General features: G+C 62.0%; 21 protein-coding genes. 19 read left to right on the top strand and 2 right to left on the bottom strand.

All coding sequences use genetic code 11. The annotated features are described in order from the left end of the window. Window positions 1–2 precede the first annotated feature (2 nt). Window positions 3–758, bottom strand: a complete 756-nt coding sequence (locus tag HFP57_RS04675; RefSeq protein ID WP_176868703.1) for a flavodoxin family protein — start codon at window positions 756–758, stop codon at window positions 3–5. Window positions 759–885: 127 nt separating this feature from the next. Between HFP57_RS04675 and HFP57_RS04670 the strand changes: the two genes are divergently transcribed. Then, on the top strand, window positions 886–1,779 hold the full coding sequence (locus HFP57_RS04670; protein WP_176868702.1) for a fructose bisphosphate aldolase: 894 nt from the start codon (window positions 886–888) through the stop codon (window positions 1,777–1,779). Between the two features lie 12 nt (window positions 1,780–1,791). Next, on the top strand, window positions 1,792–2,427 hold the full coding sequence (thiE, locus tag HFP57_RS04665; protein WP_176868701.1) for a thiamine phosphate synthase: 636 nt from the start codon (window positions 1,792–1,794) through the stop codon (window positions 2,425–2,427). On the opposite strand, the gene HFP57_RS04660 is transcribed toward thiE, so the two are convergent. Further along, on the bottom strand, window positions 2,424–2,618 hold the full coding sequence (locus HFP57_RS04660) for a hypothetical protein (protein WP_176868700.1): 195 nt from the start codon (window positions 2,616–2,618) through the stop codon (window positions 2,424–2,426). The genes thiE and HFP57_RS04660 overlap by 4 nt on opposite strands. Before the next feature lie 145 nt (window positions 2,619–2,763). On the opposite strand from HFP57_RS04660, the gene efp reads away from it, so the two are divergent. From efp to nuoL, 17 genes are all read left to right on the top strand, one after another. Further along, complete coding sequence (efp, locus tag HFP57_RS04655) at window positions 2,764–3,327, top strand: elongation factor P (RefSeq protein WP_176868699.1); 564 nt, start codon at window positions 2,764–2,766, stop codon at window positions 3,325–3,327. A 44-nt stretch (window positions 3,328–3,371) separates the two neighbouring features. Then, window positions 3,372–4,190, top strand: coding sequence for an inositol monophosphatase family protein (locus HFP57_RS04650; RefSeq protein ID WP_176868698.1), 819 nt, complete (start codon window positions 3,372–3,374; stop codon window positions 4,188–4,190). Window positions 4,191–4,285: 95 nt separating this feature from the next. Beyond that, complete coding sequence (gene ndhC, locus HFP57_RS04645; RefSeq protein ID WP_425500727.1) at window positions 4,286–4,675, top strand: NADH-quinone oxidoreductase subunit A; 390 nt, start codon at window positions 4,286–4,288, stop codon at window positions 4,673–4,675. Further along, window positions 4,666–5,205: a NuoB/complex I 20 kDa subunit family protein gene (locus HFP57_RS04640; protein ID WP_176868697.1), complete on the top strand. Its 540-nt coding sequence runs from the start codon at window positions 4,666–4,668 to the stop codon at window positions 5,203–5,205. Before ndhC ends, HFP57_RS04640 begins: the two co-directional genes overlap by 10 nt. A gap of 4 nt (window positions 5,206–5,209) precedes the next feature. Continuing rightward, on the top strand, window positions 5,210–5,950 hold the full coding sequence (locus HFP57_RS04635; RefSeq protein ID WP_176868696.1) for an NADH-quinone oxidoreductase subunit C: 741 nt from the start codon (window positions 5,210–5,212) through the stop codon (window positions 5,948–5,950). After that, a complete protein-coding gene (locus tag HFP57_RS04630) occupies window positions 5,950–7,182 on the top strand; it encodes an NADH-quinone oxidoreductase subunit D (protein ID WP_176868695.1) in 1,233 nt (410 codons plus the stop codon). The genes HFP57_RS04635 and HFP57_RS04630 overlap by 1 nt, the downstream gene beginning before the upstream one ends. Next, a complete protein-coding gene (locus HFP57_RS04625) occupies window positions 7,179–7,547 on the top strand; it encodes a cupin domain-containing protein (protein ID WP_176868694.1) in 369 nt (122 codons plus the stop codon). The genes HFP57_RS04630 and HFP57_RS04625 overlap by 4 nt, the downstream gene beginning before the upstream one ends. A 190-nt stretch (window positions 7,548–7,737) precedes the next feature. After that, the gene (locus HFP57_RS04620) at window positions 7,738–8,415 is read left to right on the top strand and encodes a complex I 24 kDa subunit family protein (protein ID WP_176868693.1); all 678 of its coding nucleotides are present in this window, start codon (window positions 7,738–7,740) and stop codon (window positions 8,413–8,415) included. Continuing rightward, on the top strand, window positions 8,415–8,627 hold the full coding sequence (locus HFP57_RS04615; protein WP_176868692.1) for a hypothetical protein: 213 nt from the start codon (window positions 8,415–8,417) through the stop codon (window positions 8,625–8,627). Before HFP57_RS04620 ends, HFP57_RS04615 begins: the two co-directional genes overlap by 1 nt. Next, the gene (gene nuoF / locus HFP57_RS04610) at window positions 8,620–9,924 is read left to right on the top strand and encodes an NADH-quinone oxidoreductase subunit NuoF (RefSeq protein WP_176868691.1); all 1,305 of its coding nucleotides are present in this window, start codon (window positions 8,620–8,622) and stop codon (window positions 9,922–9,924) included. Before HFP57_RS04615 ends, nuoF begins: the two co-directional genes overlap by 8 nt. Window positions 9,925–10,063: 139 nt before the next feature. Next, the gene (locus HFP57_RS04605; RefSeq protein ID WP_176868690.1) at window positions 10,064–10,405 is read left to right on the top strand and encodes a hypothetical protein; all 342 of its coding nucleotides are present in this window, start codon (window positions 10,064–10,066) and stop codon (window positions 10,403–10,405) included. Further along, entirely contained in the window at window positions 10,398–12,434 is a 2,037-nt protein-coding gene (gene nuoG / locus HFP57_RS04600) for an NADH-quinone oxidoreductase subunit NuoG (RefSeq protein WP_176868689.1), read from the top strand. The genes HFP57_RS04605 and nuoG overlap by 8 nt, the downstream gene beginning before the upstream one ends. Beyond that, the gene (nuoH, locus tag HFP57_RS04595; protein WP_176868688.1) at window positions 12,431–13,480 is read left to right on the top strand and encodes an NADH-quinone oxidoreductase subunit NuoH; all 1,050 of its coding nucleotides are present in this window, start codon (window positions 12,431–12,433) and stop codon (window positions 13,478–13,480) included. The genes nuoG and nuoH overlap by 4 nt, the downstream gene beginning before the upstream one ends. After that, complete coding sequence (nuoI, locus tag HFP57_RS04590; protein ID WP_176868687.1) at window positions 13,477–13,965, top strand: NADH-quinone oxidoreductase subunit NuoI; 489 nt, start codon at window positions 13,477–13,479, stop codon at window positions 13,963–13,965. Before nuoH ends, nuoI begins: the two co-directional genes overlap by 4 nt. A gap of 36 nt (window positions 13,966–14,001) precedes the next feature. After that, the gene (locus tag HFP57_RS04585; RefSeq protein WP_176868686.1) at window positions 14,002–14,613 is read left to right on the top strand and encodes an NADH-quinone oxidoreductase subunit J; all 612 of its coding nucleotides are present in this window, start codon (window positions 14,002–14,004) and stop codon (window positions 14,611–14,613) included. A 136-nt stretch (window positions 14,614–14,749) separates the two neighbouring features. Continuing rightward, a complete protein-coding gene (gene nuoK / locus HFP57_RS04580; protein WP_116234903.1) occupies window positions 14,750–15,055 on the top strand; it encodes an NADH-quinone oxidoreductase subunit NuoK in 306 nt (101 codons plus the stop codon). 6 nt (window positions 15,056–15,061) lie between these two features. Continuing rightward, on the top strand, window positions 15,062–17,053 hold the full coding sequence (gene nuoL / locus HFP57_RS04575; RefSeq protein ID WP_176868685.1) for an NADH-quinone oxidoreductase subunit L: 1,992 nt from the start codon (window positions 15,062–15,064) through the stop codon (window positions 17,051–17,053). Window positions 17,054–17,220: the final 167 nt, after the last annotated feature.

Raw genomic sequence — 17,220 nt, 5'->3', positions numbered from 1 at the left:
CCCTAGCGATGTTCGGGATTGGGCGCATCGAACCGGCAGCCCGCGTCCCAGGCGGTCCGCTGATTGCCGTGCGCCGGAACGCCGCCGGCATCTTTCAGCATCCGCGCATAATGCATGAGATTCCAGGTCGCGAAGGTCGTGTTGCGGCGGGTGAATTCGTTGTCGAAGCCGGCATGGCTGCCATCGTCCCGCTCGTCGCCATATGACGGGCCCGGCCCCGCTTCGCCGATCCAGCCGGCATCGGCCTGGGGCGGGATTGTGTAGCCGATATGCTGGAGCGCGTAGAGAATGCCCATCGCGCAATGCTTGATGCCGTCTTCATTGCCGGTGATGATGCAACCCCCGGCCTTGCCGTAGAAGAAATACTGACCCTTGTCGTTGGTTTCCCCGGAATGCCCGTAAAGCCGCTCGATCACCTGCGTGGCGACCGACGATTTTTCGCCGAGCCAGATCGGCGTACCGATGATCAGGATTTCGGCCTCGGCGACCTCGGGCCAGATCTTTGGCCAGTCGTCCGTGTCCCATCCATGCTGGGTCATGTCCGGATAGACGCCGAAGGCGATGTCATAATCGGCCGGCCGGATATTCTCGCACTGAACCCCGTTCCTGGTGAAAATCGTCTCCACCATTTCGAGCAGCGTATCCGTGTGCGACGGCTCGGGCGATTTCTTGAGGGTGCAGTTCAGGATCAGCGCCTTGAGATCGCTGAAGTCGGTCTGGTTGTCGCTGCAAAGCTGTTCCTGGATATCGTTCAGCATCAATTGTCCTCCCGGACCGCCGGTTCGCGGCGGCATCGACCATGGTTACACGCTCCCCGTTGCCCATGGCCCCGGCCTCTACTATCAGGCCCGCGAGATTCGTGCGAACCAAGAGGACACCCCATCGATGTCAGATCCCAAGATGATGCAGCAGATCAAAAAGGGCGATGGGTTTATCGCCGCGCTCGATCAGAGCGGCGGGTCGACGCCCAAGGCGTTGAAAGGGTTCGGCATCGGAGAGGATGCCTATTCCAACGAGGACGAGATGTTCGCGCTGATCCACCAGATGCGCCAACGGATCATCACCGCGCCGTCCTTCGGCAACGGCAAGGTTATCGGCGCGATCCTGTTCGAGATGACGATGGACGGCGAGGCCGATGGCAAGCCGGTGCCGACGCTGCTCTGGGAGCGCGGCATCGTTCCGTTTCTCAAGGTAGACAAGGGTCTCGAAGCCGAAGCCGACGGCGTCCAGCTGATGAAACCGATGCCTGACCTGGATGCCCTGCTCGAACGGGCCAAGGCGAAGGGCGTTTTCGGGACCAAGATGCGTTCGGTGATCAATCTGGCGTCCCCAAGCGGAATCGCGGCCATCGTCGAGCAGCAGTTCGCGGTCGGTAACCGGATCATCGATCATGGGCTGATGCCGATCATCGAGCCGGAAGTATCGATCAAGAGCCCGGAACGCGCGGCGGCCGACGCGATCCTCAAGGATGAGCTTACCAAGGAGCTCGATGCGCTGCCCGGGGATCGGCAGGTCATGCTCAAACTGTCGATCCCGGCGGAAGCGGGACTGTATGACTCCATCGTCGCGCATCCGCGTGTCGCGCGCATTGTAGCGCTATCGGGTGGCTTCTCGCAGGAGGAAGCCTGTGCCGAGTTGGCGAAGAATGACGGCATGATCGCGAGCTTCTCACGTGCGCTGTTGCAGGATCTGCGCCATGACATGGACGATGGCGAGTTCGACCGCACGCTCGGCGCGGCGATCGACAAGATTTACCGGGCGTCTGTCGTCAAGGACTGATCGGCGTCTCGCATGACCGATGCCACCGACCAGCTCTGCCAGCTCTACCTGGTCTCGCCGCCCGATCCCGGTGACGATTTCCCGGACCGGCTCGCGCGCGCTCTTGGCGCCGGCCCCGTTGCGGCGTTTCAGTTGCGGATGAAACAGGCGGATGACGAAGCCGTTCTTGCAATGGCCGAGAGGCTTATGCCGATTTGCGCCGAGCGGGGTTGCGCTTTCATCCTGAACGATCGGGCTGATCTGGCCGCCCGGCTCGGCGCTGACGGCGTTCATATCGGCCGATCCGATGGCGATATTGCCGAGGCACGCGCGTTGTTGGGCCGGGACGCGCAGATCGGGGCGACCTGTCACGACAGTCGCCATTTCGCGATGGAGGCCGGTGAGGCGGGCGCCGATTATGTGGCGTTCGGCGCCTTCTACCCGAGCGACACCAAGGAGACGACGCACCGGTCGAATCCTGAAATCCTGACCTGGTGGTCGACGATGTTCGTGCTGCCCTGCGTCGCGATCGGCGGCATTACGGCCGAGAATGCACAACCGCTGGTCGATGCCGGCGCGGATTTTCTCGCCGTGAGCGGCGCGGTCTGGAAGCATCCGGACGGCGAGGCGGCCGGTGTCAGCGCGTTTGCCGAAATCCTCGGCGTCTAGAGGTCCCGATCAGGATCCTCGCGCCGGCCTACGGTAAAGGCGACCGCATTGCGCAACAGCATTTTGCGATAGCTGTCGGGGCTCGGGACATCGGGCGAAATGTCACGTCGGTCCCTGATCCGAGCAGGCATGCCGGCAATCCGGCCAAAAAGACCGGCGGCGCGCGGGAAACGATCTTTGCTCGGTAGCATGGGAATCACCTCTGCCTGACGCGATTTTCTCTACTGGAGCGGTATTTGGCTGTATTGGACGGATGCGACAGCCGTTCGCCGCTTGTGGCGTTGCGCTCCTGCTGTTAGAGGCCGCGCCGGCTCTTTCGAAACTAGTGAGATACCCATGAAGATCAGCGGCGTGGACATTCGTCCCGGCAATATCATCGAATATGAGGGCGGCCTGTGGCGCGCCGTGAAGATCCAGCATACGCAACCCGGCAAGGGCGGGGCCTATATGCAGGTCGAGATGAAGAACCTCATCGATGGCCGCAAGAATAACGTCCGCTTTCGTTCGGCCGAGACCGTCGAGAAGGTGCGGCTCGACACGCGCGAATACCAGTTCCTGTTCGCCGATGGCGACATGCTGACCTTCATGGACAAGGAAAGCTACGAGCAGATCGAACTGCCGTCCGATATGCTCGGTGACGCTGTGGCGTTCCTGCAGGACGGGATGGACGTCATGCTGGAGCTCTATGAGGAGAAGCCGATTTCGGTTCAGCTTCCCGACCAGGTGGAGGCCGAGATCGTCGAGGCCGATGCCGTGGTGAAGGGGCAGACCGCTTCCTCGTCCTACAAGCCCGCTATCCTCGACAATGGCGTGCGCGTCATGGTGCCGCCGCATATCACGTCGGGCACGCGCATCGTCGTCGATGTCTATGCGCAGGAATATGTGAAAAAGGCGGATTAACCGCTCCGGATAAGCGCGTTCCGTTGGAGCGCGGGAAAGAAACTATGCCAGCCCGTTCCGCAGTCATTACCGTCATGGACCGCGCCGCCCGCAAGGCCGGGCGCAGCCTCGCGCGCGACTTCAGCGAAGTCGAACATCTGCAGGTATCCCAAAAGGGTCCCGCCGATTTCGTGTCCAAGGCCGATCAGCGCGCCGAGCGGATTCTGTATGACGAGCTGTTGCAGGTCCGGCCCGGCTGGGGTTTCCTGCTCGAAGAAGCCGGCGAGATCGAAGGCGAGGAGGGGAAGCCTCGCTGGGTCATCGACCCGCTCGACGGCACGTCGAACTTCCTTCACGGGATTCCGCATTTTGCAATCTCGATTGCAGTACAGGAACCCAGGCCCGACGGCGGATGGGGCGAGACCAGCGCCGCCATGGTCTATCAACCGCTCACCGACGATCTGTTCTGGGCCGAAAAGGATCGCGGTGCCTATCTCCACGATCGCCGCCTGCAGGTGTCGGCGCGTCGCAATCTGAACGAGGCGCTGATCGCGACCGGCATTCCGTTCAAGGGCCATGGCAATCTCGACCAGTTCAACGCGATCTTCAATGCAGTTGCCCCGCAAGTCGCGGGTATCCGCCGTTTTGGCGCTGCATCGCTCGATCTCGCCTGGCTGGCGGCGGGCCGTTATGACGGTTTCTGGGAAGCGGACTTGCAGCCTTGGGACGTTGCGGCAGGCATACTGATTGTCCGTGAAGCGCGAGGTTTCGTGACCGATTTCCGGGGCGGTAGCCAATACTCGGAGCGCAGCGAATTTCTCGCGGCCAATGACGCGATTCATTCCAGGCTGCACAAGATCGTCGCAGGCGCTTTGAGAGGCTAGAAAAAGCGGCCGACTGGCGGCCTTCCGACCTTGCCCCGATGGCCTCATCCTCCTAAAAGCGCCACGAAATCCACGCAGACCGCGAGTCCCGAACGTTGCCCGAAACGATTGCCGTCGATCTAGCCGAATATCTGCCGATCCTGCTGTTTCTCGGGATCGCGCTTTTGTTGTCTATCGCCTTCGTCGTCCTGCCGATGATCGTCGCGAAGCTCACAGGCGTGGCCAAGCCCTATCCGAACAAGCTGACCGAATATGAATGCGGCTTTCCCGCGTTCGAGGATTCGCGCAGCCAGTTCGATGTGCGCTTCTATCTGGTCGCCATCCTGTTCATCATTTTCGATCTCGAGGCGGCGTTCCTGTTTCCCTGGGCGGTTACGGTGTTCGACCTCGGCTGGGTGGCCTGGTTCGCGATGATGATCTTCCTCGCCGAGCTCGGCATCGGCCTCGCCTATGCCTGGAAAGTGGGAGCGCTCGAATGGGAGTAGACCTCAATTCTCCTCCGCCGGCGGGTACTTTGCCAGATCCCGGTTTCCTGAAGGACATCAACGCGGAAGTGGCGGACAAGGGCTTCCTCGTCACGTCGACCGAAGAACTGTTCCAATGGGCGCGCACCGGTTCGCTCTGGTGGATGACGTTCGGGCTCGCCTGCTGCGCGGTCGAAATGATCCAGGTCAACATGCCGCGCTACGATATGGAACGGTTCGGTGTCGCGCCGCGCGCCAGTCCGCGCCAGTCGGACGTAATGATCGTGGCGGGAACGCTCTGCAACAAGATGGCACCCGCGCTGCGCCGCGTGTACGATCAGATGTCCGAGCCGCGCTATGTGATCTCGATGGGCAGCTGCGCCAATGGCGGCGGCTATTATCATTACAGTTACAGCGTCGTGCGCGGCTGCGATCGTATCGTGCCCGTCGACATCTATGTTCCGGGCTGCCCGCCGACCGCCGAGGCGTTGCTCTACGGCGTCATGCAGCTGCAGCGGAAGATCCGCCGCGTCGGAACGATAGAACGCTAGGTCTATGGCGTCCCCGGCTCCTGTCATCGCCTCCAACGAGGGCGTGATCGACGCGGTCAAGGCCGCGCTCGGCGACGATCTCGTTTCTGCGCAGGAGGCTGTCGAGGAAATATCCGTCACCGTCCGGCGCGACGCGCTGGCCGACGTGATGATTGCGCTGCGCGACACTCCGGGCCTCGAATATCAGCAACTGATGGAGATTGCCGGGGTCGATTATCCCGAGCGACCCGAGCGGTTCGAGGTCTGCTACCACCTGCTGTCGCTGACCCGCAATCATCGCATTCGCATCAAGGTTTCGGCGGACGAAGAAACACCCGTGCCGAGCATCACCGATATCTGGCCGGTCGCCGGTTGGCTCGAGCGCGAAGTGTTCGACATGTATGGCGTGCTGTTCGACGGGAACTCGGACCTCAGGCGCATCCTGACGGACTACGGTTTTCGTGGCCATCCGTTCCGCAAGGACTTTCCGCTCACTGGCTATGTCGAGATGCGCTATTCCGAAGAGCATAAACGCGTGATCTACGAGCCGGTCGAGCTCGCCCAGGATTTCCGGACCTTCGACTTCATGAGTCCCTGGGAGGGCGCCGACTATATCCTGCCGGGCGACGAAAAGGCCGAAGGCGAGCCGGACGTCGACACGCCGAAAGTGACGGACAGCCCGAAAGACACGGGCGCAGGGCCCAAGGCCGACGCCAAGGCCGCCGAACAGTCGGACGAGCCCGACAAGCCGGGAGGTGACGCCTGATGGCTGAGTATCTCGAAGAAATTCAGGGCAAGACCGACGCGGCCGACCCGACCGTCGGCGATGTCGAGATTTCCAACTACACGATCAATTTCGGCCCTCAGCATCCGGCCGCGCACGGCGTGCTCCGCCTCGTCATGGAGCTGGACGGCGAGATCGTCGAACGCGTCGATCCCCATGTCGGCCTGCTCCATCGCGGCACCGAAAAGCTGATCGAACACAAGACCTATCTGCAGGCGCTGCCTTATTTCGATCGCCTCGATTACGTCTCGCCGATGTGCATGGAGCACAGCTATGTGCTCGCCATCGAGAAGCTGCTCGATCTCGAGGTGCCGCTGCGCGGCCAGTATATCCGCGTGCTTTTTGCCGAGCTGACGCGCATCCTTAACCACTGCCTCAATCTCGGCAGCCATGTGATGGATGTCGGCGCGATGACGCCCAATATCTGGCTGTTCGAGATCCGCGAACAGGCGATGGCTTTCTATGAACGCGCTTCGGGCGCGCGCATGCACGCGGCCTATTTCCGGCCGGGCGGCGTCCATCAGGACCTGCCGCCCAAGCTGATCGCCGATATGGCCGACTGGCTCGACACATTCCCGAAGCTCTTCGAAGACGCGATGAGCCTCGTCGTCGACAACCGCATCTTCAAGCAGCGCAACGTCGATATCGCCGTCGTCTCGAAGGACGATGCGGTCAAGTGGGGCTTTTCCGGTCCGATGATCCGCGGCTCTGGCATTCCCTGGGACCTGCGCAAGTCGCAGCCCTATGACGTGTACGACCGAATGGAGTTCGACGTGCCCGTCGGCACCAGCGGCGATTGCTATGATCGCTTCATGGTGCGCGTCGAGGAAATCCGTCAGTCGGCGCGGATCATGCGGCAATGCATCAACGAAATGCCCGAAGGCCCGGTCGCGAGCCTCGACCGCAAAATCGTCCCGCCCAAGCGCGCCGAGATGAAACAGTCGATGGAGGCGCTGATCCACCACTTCAAGCTCTATACCGAGGGATTCCACGTGCCCGCGGGCGAGGTCTATGTCGCGACCGAAAGCCCCAAGGGCGAGTTCGGCGTCTATCTGGTCAGCGACGGGACGAACAAACCCTATCGCTGCAAGATCCGCCCGACCGCCTTTTCGCATCTCCAGGCCATGGATTTCATGTGCAAGGGCCATATGCTCGCCGACGCGACCGCCATTCTCGGCGCGATCGACGTCGTATTCGGGGAGTGCGACCGGTGAGGACGCCTGCGACCATCAACCTCGCCGACAAGCTTTCCCAATTCTCGGACCACTGGAATCCGCGGATTGCGGCGACGTACAACGACAACGAAGTCCGGCTCGCCAAGCTCAAGGGCGATTTCGACTGGCATAGCCATGCCGATACGGACGAACTGTTTCTCGTGCTCGAAGGCACGCTCGATATCGAGTTTCGCAACGGCGTCCAGCACCTCAAGCGTGGCGAGATGATCGTCGTGCCGGCGGGCGTCGAACATCGGCCCTTCTGCGAAAACGAAGCGCACGTGATGATCATGGACCGAGCGGGCGAACCGAACACCGGCGTCAATCCGTCCGCCCGCACCCGCGAAAAGCTGGAGGCGATCTGATGGCTGGCCTCCTGGACGATATGTTCTTCAAAATCCTCCCCCAATGGGGGAGGGGGACCGCTCGCGCAGCGAGAGGTGGAGGGGTGTCCCCGTTTGTGATCGGACGCCACGTTGAGGCGTTGACACCCTTCCGTCAGCCCTGCGGGCTGCCACCTTCCCTTAGAGGGAAGGATCTTGAGGAGGTTCGGCCATGACGATCCTTCCCGACGATAAACTCTCCCAATCCTCGACGGACACCGCGCTCGAAAACGAGAAGATCCGCGAGCGCTGGGGGAATTTCGCCTGGACCGACGAGAATGCGGCCAAGGTGAAGGAAATCATCGCGCGCTATCCGGAAGGGCGGCAGGCGTCGGCCGTGATGCCGCTGCTCGATCTCGCCCAGCGGCAGGTCGGCGCGGAAACCGATACGCAGGGCTGGCTGCCCGTCCCGGTGATCGAGTTCGTCGCGGCCGAGCTCGATATGCCGTACATGCGCGCCTATGAGGTCGCGACCTTCTACACGATGTACAATCTCGTGCCGGTCGGGCGCTTCCACGTCCAGCTCTGTGGCACGACGCCCTGCATGTTGCGCGGCTCGGACGATGTCATGGCCGCGTGCAAGAACAAGGGCATGGTCAAGGGCAAGACGACGCCCGACGGCATGTTCACCCTGACCGAGGTGGAATGCCTGGGCGCCTGCGCGAACGCGCCGATGGTCCAGATCAACGACGATAATTTCGAAGATCTCGACTATGACATCATGACCGATATCCTCGAAAAACTGAGCAATGGCGAAGAGGTGACGCGGGGCCCACAGACGGGCCGGCAGGCGAGTTGCCCCGAAGGCGGCCCGACGACGCTCAAACACATGGCCGAGGCGGCGAAATGATGGCGGCGCGGCGCGGACCCTTTTCCTCGATGACGCTCGTCCAGGCGACGATCACCTTTGTGGTCGTCTTCCTCGCGGTGAACATCGTCATCGATGTGCTGGTTTTCGGTATCGAGCCGACGCGCAATATCGTCCGCCACGTCGTCGCCTCGCTGATCGCGGCGCCGATCTGGTATCTGTTCATTCGCTGGATGAGGTCGCGCAATGCTTGACGACAAGGATCGCGTCTTCACCAATGTCTATGGCTTCCAGCCATGGGATATCGACGCGGCGATCAAGCGCGGCGACTGGGATGGAACCAAGCGGCTTCTGGAAAAGGACCAGGACGGCATTGTCGACGAGATCAAGACGTCAGGTCTGCGCGGGCGCGGCGGCGCGGGCTTCCCGACCGGTCTCAAATGGTCGTTCATGCCGAAGGAAAGCAAGGACGGGCGCCCGAGCTTCCTCGTCATCAATGCCGATGAATCCGAGCCGGGAAGCTGCAAGGACCGCGAGATCATCCGGCACGATCCGCAGAAGCTGATCGAGGGGGCGCTGCTCGCGGGTTACGCGATGCGCGCTCGGGCGGCGTATATTTACATCCGCGGCGAATTCATCGCCGAGGCCGAGACGCTCTTCGCCGCCGTTCAACAGGCTTACGATAAGGGTTTCATCGGCAAGAATGCCTGCGGCTCGGGCTATGATTTCGACGTCTTCGTCCATCGCGGCGCGGGCGCCTATATCTGCGGCGAGGAAACCGCTCTGCTCGAAAGCCTCGAGGGCAAGAAGGGCCAGCCGCGCCTGAAGCCGCCATTCCCGGCGGGCGCGGGCCTTTATGGCTGCCCGACCACGGTCAACAATGTCGAGAGCATCGCAGTCGTCCCGACGATCCTGCGGCGCGGGCCCAGCTGGTTTGCCGGGATCGGACGCGAGAAGAATGAGGGCACAAAGCTCTTCCAGATTTCCGGCCATGTCGAAAAGCCCTGTGTCGTCGAGGAGGCGATGGGCATCCCGTTCCGCGAGCTGATCGACAAGCATGCGGGCGGAATTACGGGCGGCTGGGATAATCTGCTCGCGGTCATCCCGGGCGGTTCGTCCGTGCCGTTGGTGCCGGCCGAGCAGATTATCGACTGCCCGATGGATTTCGACGGGCTGCAGGAGGTGCAGTCGGGCCTTGGCACCGCAGCCGTGATCGTCATGGACAAGTCGACCGATATCGTCCGCGCGATCAGCCGCATTTCCTATTTCTACAAACATGAGAGCTGCGGCCAGTGCACGCCGTGCCGTGAGGGCACGGGCTGGATGTGGCGGATGATGGAGCGGCTGCGCGAAGGCAAGGCGGACATCGCCGATATCGATATGCTCCATGAGGTCACCAAGCAGGTCGAGGGCCATACCATCTGCGCACTCGGCGATGCGGCCGCGTGGCCGATCCAGGGCCTGATCCGTCACTTCCGGCCGGAGTTGGAACGGCGCATCCGCGAATATGCGGGGCAGGGCGACGGCGAGATGATGGAGGCGGCGGAGTAATGGTCCGTGTGCCTCAACACGTCATTGCGAGGAGGCCCGAACTTGTTTCGGGGCGACGCGGCAATCCAGAGCCGCAAGAGCAATCACTAGCCGCTCTGGATTGCTTCGCTTCGCTCGCAATGACGGAGGAGGCGGTAGCATGAGCTTGTTCAAGCGAGAGCCAAAGACTGTCGAGATTGACGGCCTTTATGGCCAATATGCCAACGTCTTGGAGAGAGGCCCTAAGGCTGGAGGAACGATATTCCACATCAATGAGCTTCCAGCGAGCAAACGACTTTTGAAGGCTGTGTTGCTCCAAAGAGCTTATGAGGAAGGTGAAGTATCCGAAAATGCAATGGGAGTCGGATTTGTGCACCTTGGTGCTTTTCAAGAGGAAACGAACGAACTTACCGGTCAGAAAAATGTGTCCGCCGAAATGGAAGCATTATTGATTGAATGGAAAGAACGGGTTCGGTTTCCAGTGAGTGAGACTAATGCCTAAAGTCACCGTAGACGGCACCGAGATCGAAGTTCCCGACGGCGCGACCGTGTTGCAGGCGTGCGAGCTGGCGGGCAAGGAAATTCCGCGCTTCTGCTATCACGAGCGGCTGTCGATCGCCGGCAATTGCCGGATGTGTCTGGTCGAGGTGAAGCCCGGGCCGCCCAAGCCGCAGGCGAGTTGCGCGCTGCCGGCCGCCGAGGGCCAGGAAATCTTCACGACGACGGAGATGGTCAAGAAGGCGCGCGAAGGGGTGATGGAGTTTCTCCTCATCAACCACCCGCTCGATTGCCCGATCTGCGACCAGGGCGGCGAATGCGACCTGCAGGACCAGGCCATGGCCTATGGCAAAGGGTTTACGCGGTACGAGATGAACAAGCGCGCGGTCACCGAAAAGTACATGGGGCCCGTGATCAAGACGATCATGACGCGCTGCATCCATTGCACGCGCTGCGTCCGCTTTGCGCAGGAAGTGGCAGGTGTCGAGGAAATCGGCGCGGTCGGGCGCGGCGAGAATATGGAGATCACGACCTATCTCGAACATGCGGCCAAGAGCGAGCTCTCCGGCAATGTCGTCGATCTCTGCCCGGTCGGCGCTCTGACCGCCGCGCCCTATGCCTTTGAGGCGCGGCCTTGGGAACTCAGGAAGACGCCGTCGATCGACGTGATGGACGCGGTCGGCACCAATGTGCGGCTCGACAGCCGGGGCCGGGAAGTGCTGCGCGCGCTCCCGCGGATCAATGACGATGTCAACGAGGAATGGGCGAGCGACAAGACGCGCCATGCGGTGGACGGGCTGTACAAGAACCGCCTCGACAAGCCCTATGTGCGCCGGAACGGCCAGCTGGAACCGGCAAGCTGGGCCGACGCTTTTGCCGCGATCGCCGATGCCGCGAAGAAGGCCGGGAGCAAGGTGGCGGCGATCGGCGGCGATCTGGTCGAGGTCGAAGCGCTGTATGCGGCACAGAAGCTGCTCGAAGGGCTGGGCTCGACGCTGATCGAGGGCAGGCAGAACGGCATGGATTACGATGCGAGCAATCTCGCCGCGGTCAACTTCAACACGACGATCGCGGGGCTGGAGGACGCCGATGCGATTCTGCTCGTCGGCACCAATCCGCGCTGGGAAGCGCCGCTCGTCAACACGCGCATCCGCACGGCGGTGAAGGCAGGGGCGAAGGTCTTCGCGATCGGCCCCGAGGTCGATCTCACCTATCCGGTGACCTGGCTGGGCGACGATGCCGCGCTGGCCGCCGATCTGCCCGCCGAAGTGGCCGAGGCGCTCAAGGGCGCCGAACGGCCCGCGCTGATCCTCGGCGGCGGCGGGCTGATGGTGCCGGGGCTGCAGGCGGCGACGCTGGCGCTCATCGAACGCCTCGATCTCGTCCGCCCTTCGACAGGCTCAGGACAGGCGGGCTGGAACGGCTATAATGTCCTTCACATCTCCGCCGGGCGCATGGGCGGGTTGATGCTGGGCTGGGCGCAGCCGGGCGGCGTCGCCGATATCGCGGCGACCAAGCCCGAACTGCTGTTCCTGCTCGGTGCGGACGGCATCGATTTCGACACGTTCGACGGCGCATTCAAGGTCTATGTCGGCCATCATGGCGAGCAGGGCGCGGCTCATGCCGACGTCATCCTGCCCGGGGCTTCCTACGCCGAGAAGAGCGGCACCTGGGTCAATCTCGAGGGCCGGGTCCAGCGCGGCAATCGGGCCGTCTTCCCGCCCGGCGACGCGCGCGAGGACTGGACGATCTTCCGCGCGCTTTCCGACGCGCTCGGCAAGCCGCTGCCCTTCGATACGCTCGACCAGCTGCGCAATGCGATCGCGTCGGAATTCCCGGCGCTCGCCGATGAAGGCTTGGCCGAATATGAATGGGCGCCGCCGAAGCTTTCGGGCGACGCCCCGAGCGGCGTGATCGCCCTGCCGATCCAGGATTTCTACCTGACCAATGCGATCTGCCGCGCCAGCGAGACGATGCAGCGCTGCTCGGCCGAACTGATCCATGGCGAAACATTCGCGGAGGCTGCCGAATGACCGCATGGTTCCAGGAAATGCTCGGCTTCGGCCTGGGCTGGTTCGCCGGCACGACGATCCTCATCCTGCTGATCGCCTTCCCGCTGATGCTGGCGATTGCGATGATCATCTATGCCGACCGCAAGATCTGGGCGGCGATCGCGCTCCGGCGCGGCCCCAACGTCGTCGGGCCGTTCGGGCTGCTGCAGAGTTTCGCCGACGGGCTGAAGGTCTTTCTCAAGGAAACGATCCTGCCGACGAGCGCGAACAAGGGCCTGTTCCTGATCGCGCCGATCATCACCTTCACCGTTGCGCTGATCGCCTGGGCCGTGATCCCGTTCGGTCCGAACATGGTGCTTGCCGATATCAATGTCGGGCTTTTGTACGTTCTCGCGGCGAGTTCGCTGGGCGTCTACGGCGTGGTGATCGCGGGCTGGGCGTCCAACTCCAAATATCCTTTCTACTCCGCCCTTCGGGCCGCGGCGCAGATGGTGAGCTACGAGGTCTCGATCGGCTTCGTATTGCTCGCGGTGGTGATGTGGGCCGGCACGTTTAATCTGCAGGATATCATCTTGGCGCAGCAGGGCCATGTGTTCGGTTTCATCAACGGCTTCGCGTTCAACCCGCTGCTCTTCCCGATGGCGGTCGTCTTCCTGATCTCGGCCATGGCGGAGACGGCGCGCGCGCCGTTCGATCTGACCGAGGCCGAATCCGAACTCGTCGCAGGCTATCAGACCGAATATTCGAGCATGTCCTTCGCGCTCTTCTGGCTCGGCGAGTACGGCAACGTCATCCTGATGTGCGCGCTCAACGCCGTGCTCTTCTGGGGCGGCTGGCTGCCCCCGGTCGACTGGGCACCGCTCTACGCGATTCCGGGCATCTTCTGGTTCTTCCTCAAGATCCTGATTTTCTTCTTCATCTTCAGCTGGGTGAAGGCGACCGTGCCGCGCTACCGCTATGACCAGCTGATGCGGCTGGGCTGGAAAGTCTTCCTGCCGCTGTCGCTGATCTGGGTCGTGCTGGTCTCCGGCTATCTCATGCTGACAAGATATGGAGGCGTGCTGTGACGAGTGTCGCCCATTTCATCAAATCCTTCACGCTCTGGGAAATCGTCAAGGCGCATGTCCTGACGCTCAAATATTTCTTCAAGCCCAAGGCGACGATCAACTATCCGTATGAGAAGAACCCGATCTCGCCGAGATTTCGCGGCGAGCATGCGCTGCGCCGCTACCCGAACGGCGAGGAGCGCTGCATCGCCTGCAAGCTGTGCGAGGCGGTCTGCCCGGCCCAGGCGATCACGATCGAGGCCGAACCGCGGGAGGACGGCAGCCGTCGTACGACGCGTTACGATATCGACATGACGAAATGCATCTATTGCGGGCTGTGCGAGGAAGCCTGTCCGGTCGATGCGATCGTCGAGGGGCCGAATTTCGAATACGCTACGGAAACGCGGGAGGAGCTGCTCTACGACAAGGACAAATTGCTGGCCAATGGCGACAAATGGGAGCGCGCGATCGCCGCGAACCTTGCCGCCGATGCGCCCTATCGCTAAGCCGCAGCCGATTCTCAAAGGGGTCCAGGACAAATCGTGATTCAGGCATTCGCCTTCTACTTGTTTGCAAGCATCGTCGTTGCGTCGGGCGCGCTGACCATCGTGTCGCGCAACCCCGTGCATTCGGTACTCTGGCTCATCCTCGCCTTCTTCAATGCGGCGGGACTGATGCTGCTCGTCGGCGCCGAATTCATCGCGATGCTGCTGGTGATCGTCTATGTCGGTGCGGTCGCGGTGCTGTTCCTGTTCGTCGTGATGATGCTCGATATCGATTTCGCCGCGCTGCGCGCCGGTTTCACGCGCTATCTGCCGTTCGGGCTGCTGATAGCGGCGGTGCTGCTGGCGGAGATGATCCTCGTTATCGGCGTCTGGAATTTCGCCGATCTCGGTCCCGATACCCGCATGGCGACGATCGATCCCGACACGCCGAACATCGAGGCGATAGGCCGGGCGCTCTACGACCGGTATCTGCTCGTGTTCGAAGGCGCCGGTATCGTGTTGCTCGTCGCGATGGTCGGGGCCATCGTGCTGACGCATCGCGAGCGCGGCGGGGTAAGGCCGCAGAACATTTCCAAGCAGATCAAGCGGCGCCCGGAAGAGGCGACGCGCAACACGCAGCCTGAAGTGGGCGAGGGGGTCGAGCTATGATCGGTTTGTTCAGCCCGTTGACCCCGAGCGAAGTCGAGAGAGCAGTTCGAGCGGAGCCGAGAACTCTCGGTGACAGTACATCTCGACTTCGCTCGATGTTGTGCTTCGACTTCGCTCAGCATGAGCGGAGTGTCGCATGATTGGTCTCGGCCATTATCTCGTCGTCGGCGCGATCCTGTTCGTGATGGGCGTACTCGGCATCTTCCTCAACCGGAAGAACATCATCATCATCCTGATGGCGATCGAGCTGATCCTGCTGGCCGTGAACATCAATCTCGTCGCGTTCAGCGCGTTTCTGGGCGATATCGTCGGCCAGGTGTTCGCGATGTTCGTGCTGACCGTGGCTGCCGGCGAGGCGGCGATCGGGCTCGCCATCCTCGTCATCTATTTCCGCGGCCGCGGCACCATCGCCGTCGACGATGTCAACCGGATGAAGGGCTGACCTAGCATGATCCAGCTCATCGTCTTCCTGCCGCTGCTCGCGGCTATCGTCGCGGGTCTGGGCAACCGGATGCTCGGCAATTTCGTTGCCAAGCTGCTGACGACGGGCGCGCTTTTCGTGGCATGTGCGCTCAGCTGGCCGATCTTCCTCGACTTCATGATCGGCGGGCAGCAGGCCTATGTCGCGCCGGTGTTCGACTGGATCCGCTCGGGCGACATGGACGTCGCCTGGAGCCTGCGCGTCGATACGCTGACCGCCGTCATGCTCGTCGTCGTCACGACGGTTTCGGCGCTCGTCCACCTCTATAGCTGGGGCTATATGGAGGACGACCCGGACCAGCCGCGCTTCTTCGCCTATCTCTCGCTGTTCACCTTCGCGATGCTGATGCTCGTAACGTCGAACAATCTGGTGCAGATGTTCTTCGGCTGGGAGGGGGTGGGCCTCGCTTCCTATCTCCTCATCGGTTTCTGGTATCACAAGCCCAGCGCCAATGCCGCCGCGATCAAGGCATTCGTCGTCAACCGCGTCGGCGATTTCGGTTTTTCGCTCGGGATTTTCGGAACATTCCTCGTCTTCGGTACGGTCTCGATTCCCGAGATTCTCGAGGCCGCGCCCGCCATGGCCGGATCGACGATCGGCTTTCTCGGCTATCGCGTCGACACGATGACCCTGCTCTGCCTGCTCCTCTTCATCGGCGCGATGGGCAAATCGGCCCAGTTCGGTCTGCATACCTGGCTGCCGGATGCGATGGAGGGCCCGACGCCGGTCTCCGCGCTGATCCATGCGGCGACGATGGTGACCGCCGGCGTGTTCATGGTCTGCCGCCTTTCGCCGATGTTCGAGACCAGTGACATGGCGCTGGCCGTCGTCACATTCTTCGGCCTGCTCACCGCGTTTTTTGCCGCGACGGTCGGTACGGCGCAGATGGATATCAAGCGCGTCATCGCCTATTCGACCTGTTCGCAGCTCGGTTACATGTTCGTTGCGGCCGGCGTCGGCGCATACGGCATCGCGATGTTCCACCTGTTCACCCACGCCTTCTTCAAGGCGCTGCTGTTCCTTGGCGCAGGCTCGGTCATCCACGCCATGCATCACGAGCAGGACATGCGGCACTATGGCGCGCTGCGGAAGGAAATTCCGCTGACCTTCTGGGCGATGATCATTGGCACGCTCTCGATCACCGGTGTCGGTATCGTCGGCATATTCGGTTTTGCCGGCTTTTATTCGAAGGACCTGATTATCGAGGCAGCGTTCGCGAGCGCCACGGAAATGGGCGGCATCGCCTTCTTCACGCTTGTCTTCGCCGCGTTATTGACGAGCTTCTACAGCTGGCGGCTGATCTTCCTGACCTTCTTCGGCAAGCCGCGCTGGATCACCAGCGAGCATATCCAGCATAGCGTGCACAAGACGCCGGAAACCGCCGAAGACGCAACCGGCGGCTATCATCCGCATGAAAGCCCCTGGTCGATGCTGATCCCGCTCGGCGTGCTGTCGCTCGGCGCGATCCTGGCCGGTTATCTCTTCTATTATCCGTTCGGCTATGCCGAGCAGGGCGAGATCTTCTGGGCCGGCAGCATCGCGCTCGACACGCATCTGCTGCACGCGATCCACGAGGTCCCGACCTGGGTGAAATATGCGCCGGGCGCCGTGATGCTGGTCGGCCTCGCCATCGCCTGGCTCGCCTATATCCGCTACACCGACTGGCCGCAGAAATTCGTCGACCAGTTCCGGCTGCTGCATGCCTTCCTCTACAACAAATGGTATATCGACGAGCTTTATGATCTGATCTTCGTCAGGCCCGCCTTTGCCATCGGCCGTTTCCTGTGGAAGCGCGGCGACAAGGGTTTCATCGACCGGTTCGGGCCTGACGGCGTCTCGGCGCTCGTCGCCAGCGGCAGTGGCGTCACGCGGCGCTTCCAGTCCGGATATCTCTACACCTATGCGCTCGTCATGCTGATCGGCCTGGCGGCGGCCGCAACCTGGGCGATCACACGATGAGGGTGCGTTTTTCTCCGATTATCCCGAGCGTAGTCGAGGGACACGTTCGAGCGGAGCCGAGAACGCGTACCCTAACAGTATCTCGACTGCGCTCGATACAGTGCTTCGACTTCGCTCAGCATAAACGGGCCGTTGCTGATATTGTCAGCTGCGTCGCGCTGTACATC

The sequence above is a fragment of the Parasphingopyxis algicola genome (genome assembly GCF_013378075.1).
Lineage (GTDB): Bacteria > Pseudomonadota > Alphaproteobacteria > Sphingomonadales > Sphingomonadaceae > Parasphingopyxis > Parasphingopyxis algicola.
Note: the sequence above shows the minus strand (reverse complement) of the source record. Positions and strands in the feature narration are given on the sequence as shown.

Bases quoted from the DNA above. Each gene is read 5' to 3' on its own strand.
- HFP57_RS04675 (WP_176868703.1), bottom strand. From the start codon at position 758: ATGCTGAACGATATCCAGGAACAGCTTTGCAGCGACAACCAGACCGAC.
- HFP57_RS04670 (WP_176868702.1), top strand. From the start codon at position 886: ATGTCAGATCCCAAGATGATGCAGCAGATCAAAAAGGGCGATGGGTTT.
- thiE (WP_176868701.1), top strand. From the start codon at position 1,792: ATGACCGATGCCACCGACCAGCTCTGCCAGCTCTACCTGGTCTCGCCG.
- HFP57_RS04660 (WP_176868700.1), bottom strand. From the start codon at position 2,618: ATGCTACCGAGCAAAGATCGTTTCCCGCGCGCCGCCGGTCTTTTTGGC.
- efp (WP_176868699.1), top strand. From the start codon at position 2,764: ATGAAGATCAGCGGCGTGGACATTCGTCCCGGCAATATCATCGAATAT.
- HFP57_RS04650 (WP_176868698.1), top strand. From the start codon at position 3,372: ATGCCAGCCCGTTCCGCAGTCATTACCGTCATGGACCGCGCCGCCCGC.
- HFP57_RS04640 (WP_176868697.1), top strand. From the start codon at position 4,666: ATGGGAGTAGACCTCAATTCTCCTCCGCCGGCGGGTACTTTGCCAGAT.
- HFP57_RS04635 (WP_176868696.1), top strand. From the start codon at position 5,210: ATGGCGTCCCCGGCTCCTGTCATCGCCTCCAACGAGGGCGTGATCGAC.
- HFP57_RS04630 (WP_176868695.1), top strand. From the start codon at position 5,950: ATGGCTGAGTATCTCGAAGAAATTCAGGGCAAGACCGACGCGGCCGAC.
- HFP57_RS04620 (WP_176868693.1), top strand. From the start codon at position 7,738: ATGACGATCCTTCCCGACGATAAACTCTCCCAATCCTCGACGGACACC.
- HFP57_RS04615 (WP_176868692.1), top strand. From the start codon at position 8,415: ATGGCGGCGCGGCGCGGACCCTTTTCCTCGATGACGCTCGTCCAGGCG.
- nuoF (WP_176868691.1), top strand. From the start codon at position 8,620: ATGCTTGACGACAAGGATCGCGTCTTCACCAATGTCTATGGCTTCCAG.
- HFP57_RS04605 (WP_176868690.1), top strand. From the start codon at position 10,064: ATGAGCTTGTTCAAGCGAGAGCCAAAGACTGTCGAGATTGACGGCCTT.
- nuoG (WP_176868689.1), top strand. From the start codon at position 10,398: ATGCCTAAAGTCACCGTAGACGGCACCGAGATCGAAGTTCCCGACGGC.
- nuoH (WP_176868688.1), top strand. From the start codon at position 12,431: ATGACCGCATGGTTCCAGGAAATGCTCGGCTTCGGCCTGGGCTGGTTC.
- nuoK (WP_116234903.1), top strand. From the start codon at position 14,750: ATGATTGGTCTCGGCCATTATCTCGTCGTCGGCGCGATCCTGTTCGTG.
- nuoL (WP_176868685.1), top strand. From the start codon at position 15,062: ATGATCCAGCTCATCGTCTTCCTGCCGCTGCTCGCGGCTATCGTCGCG.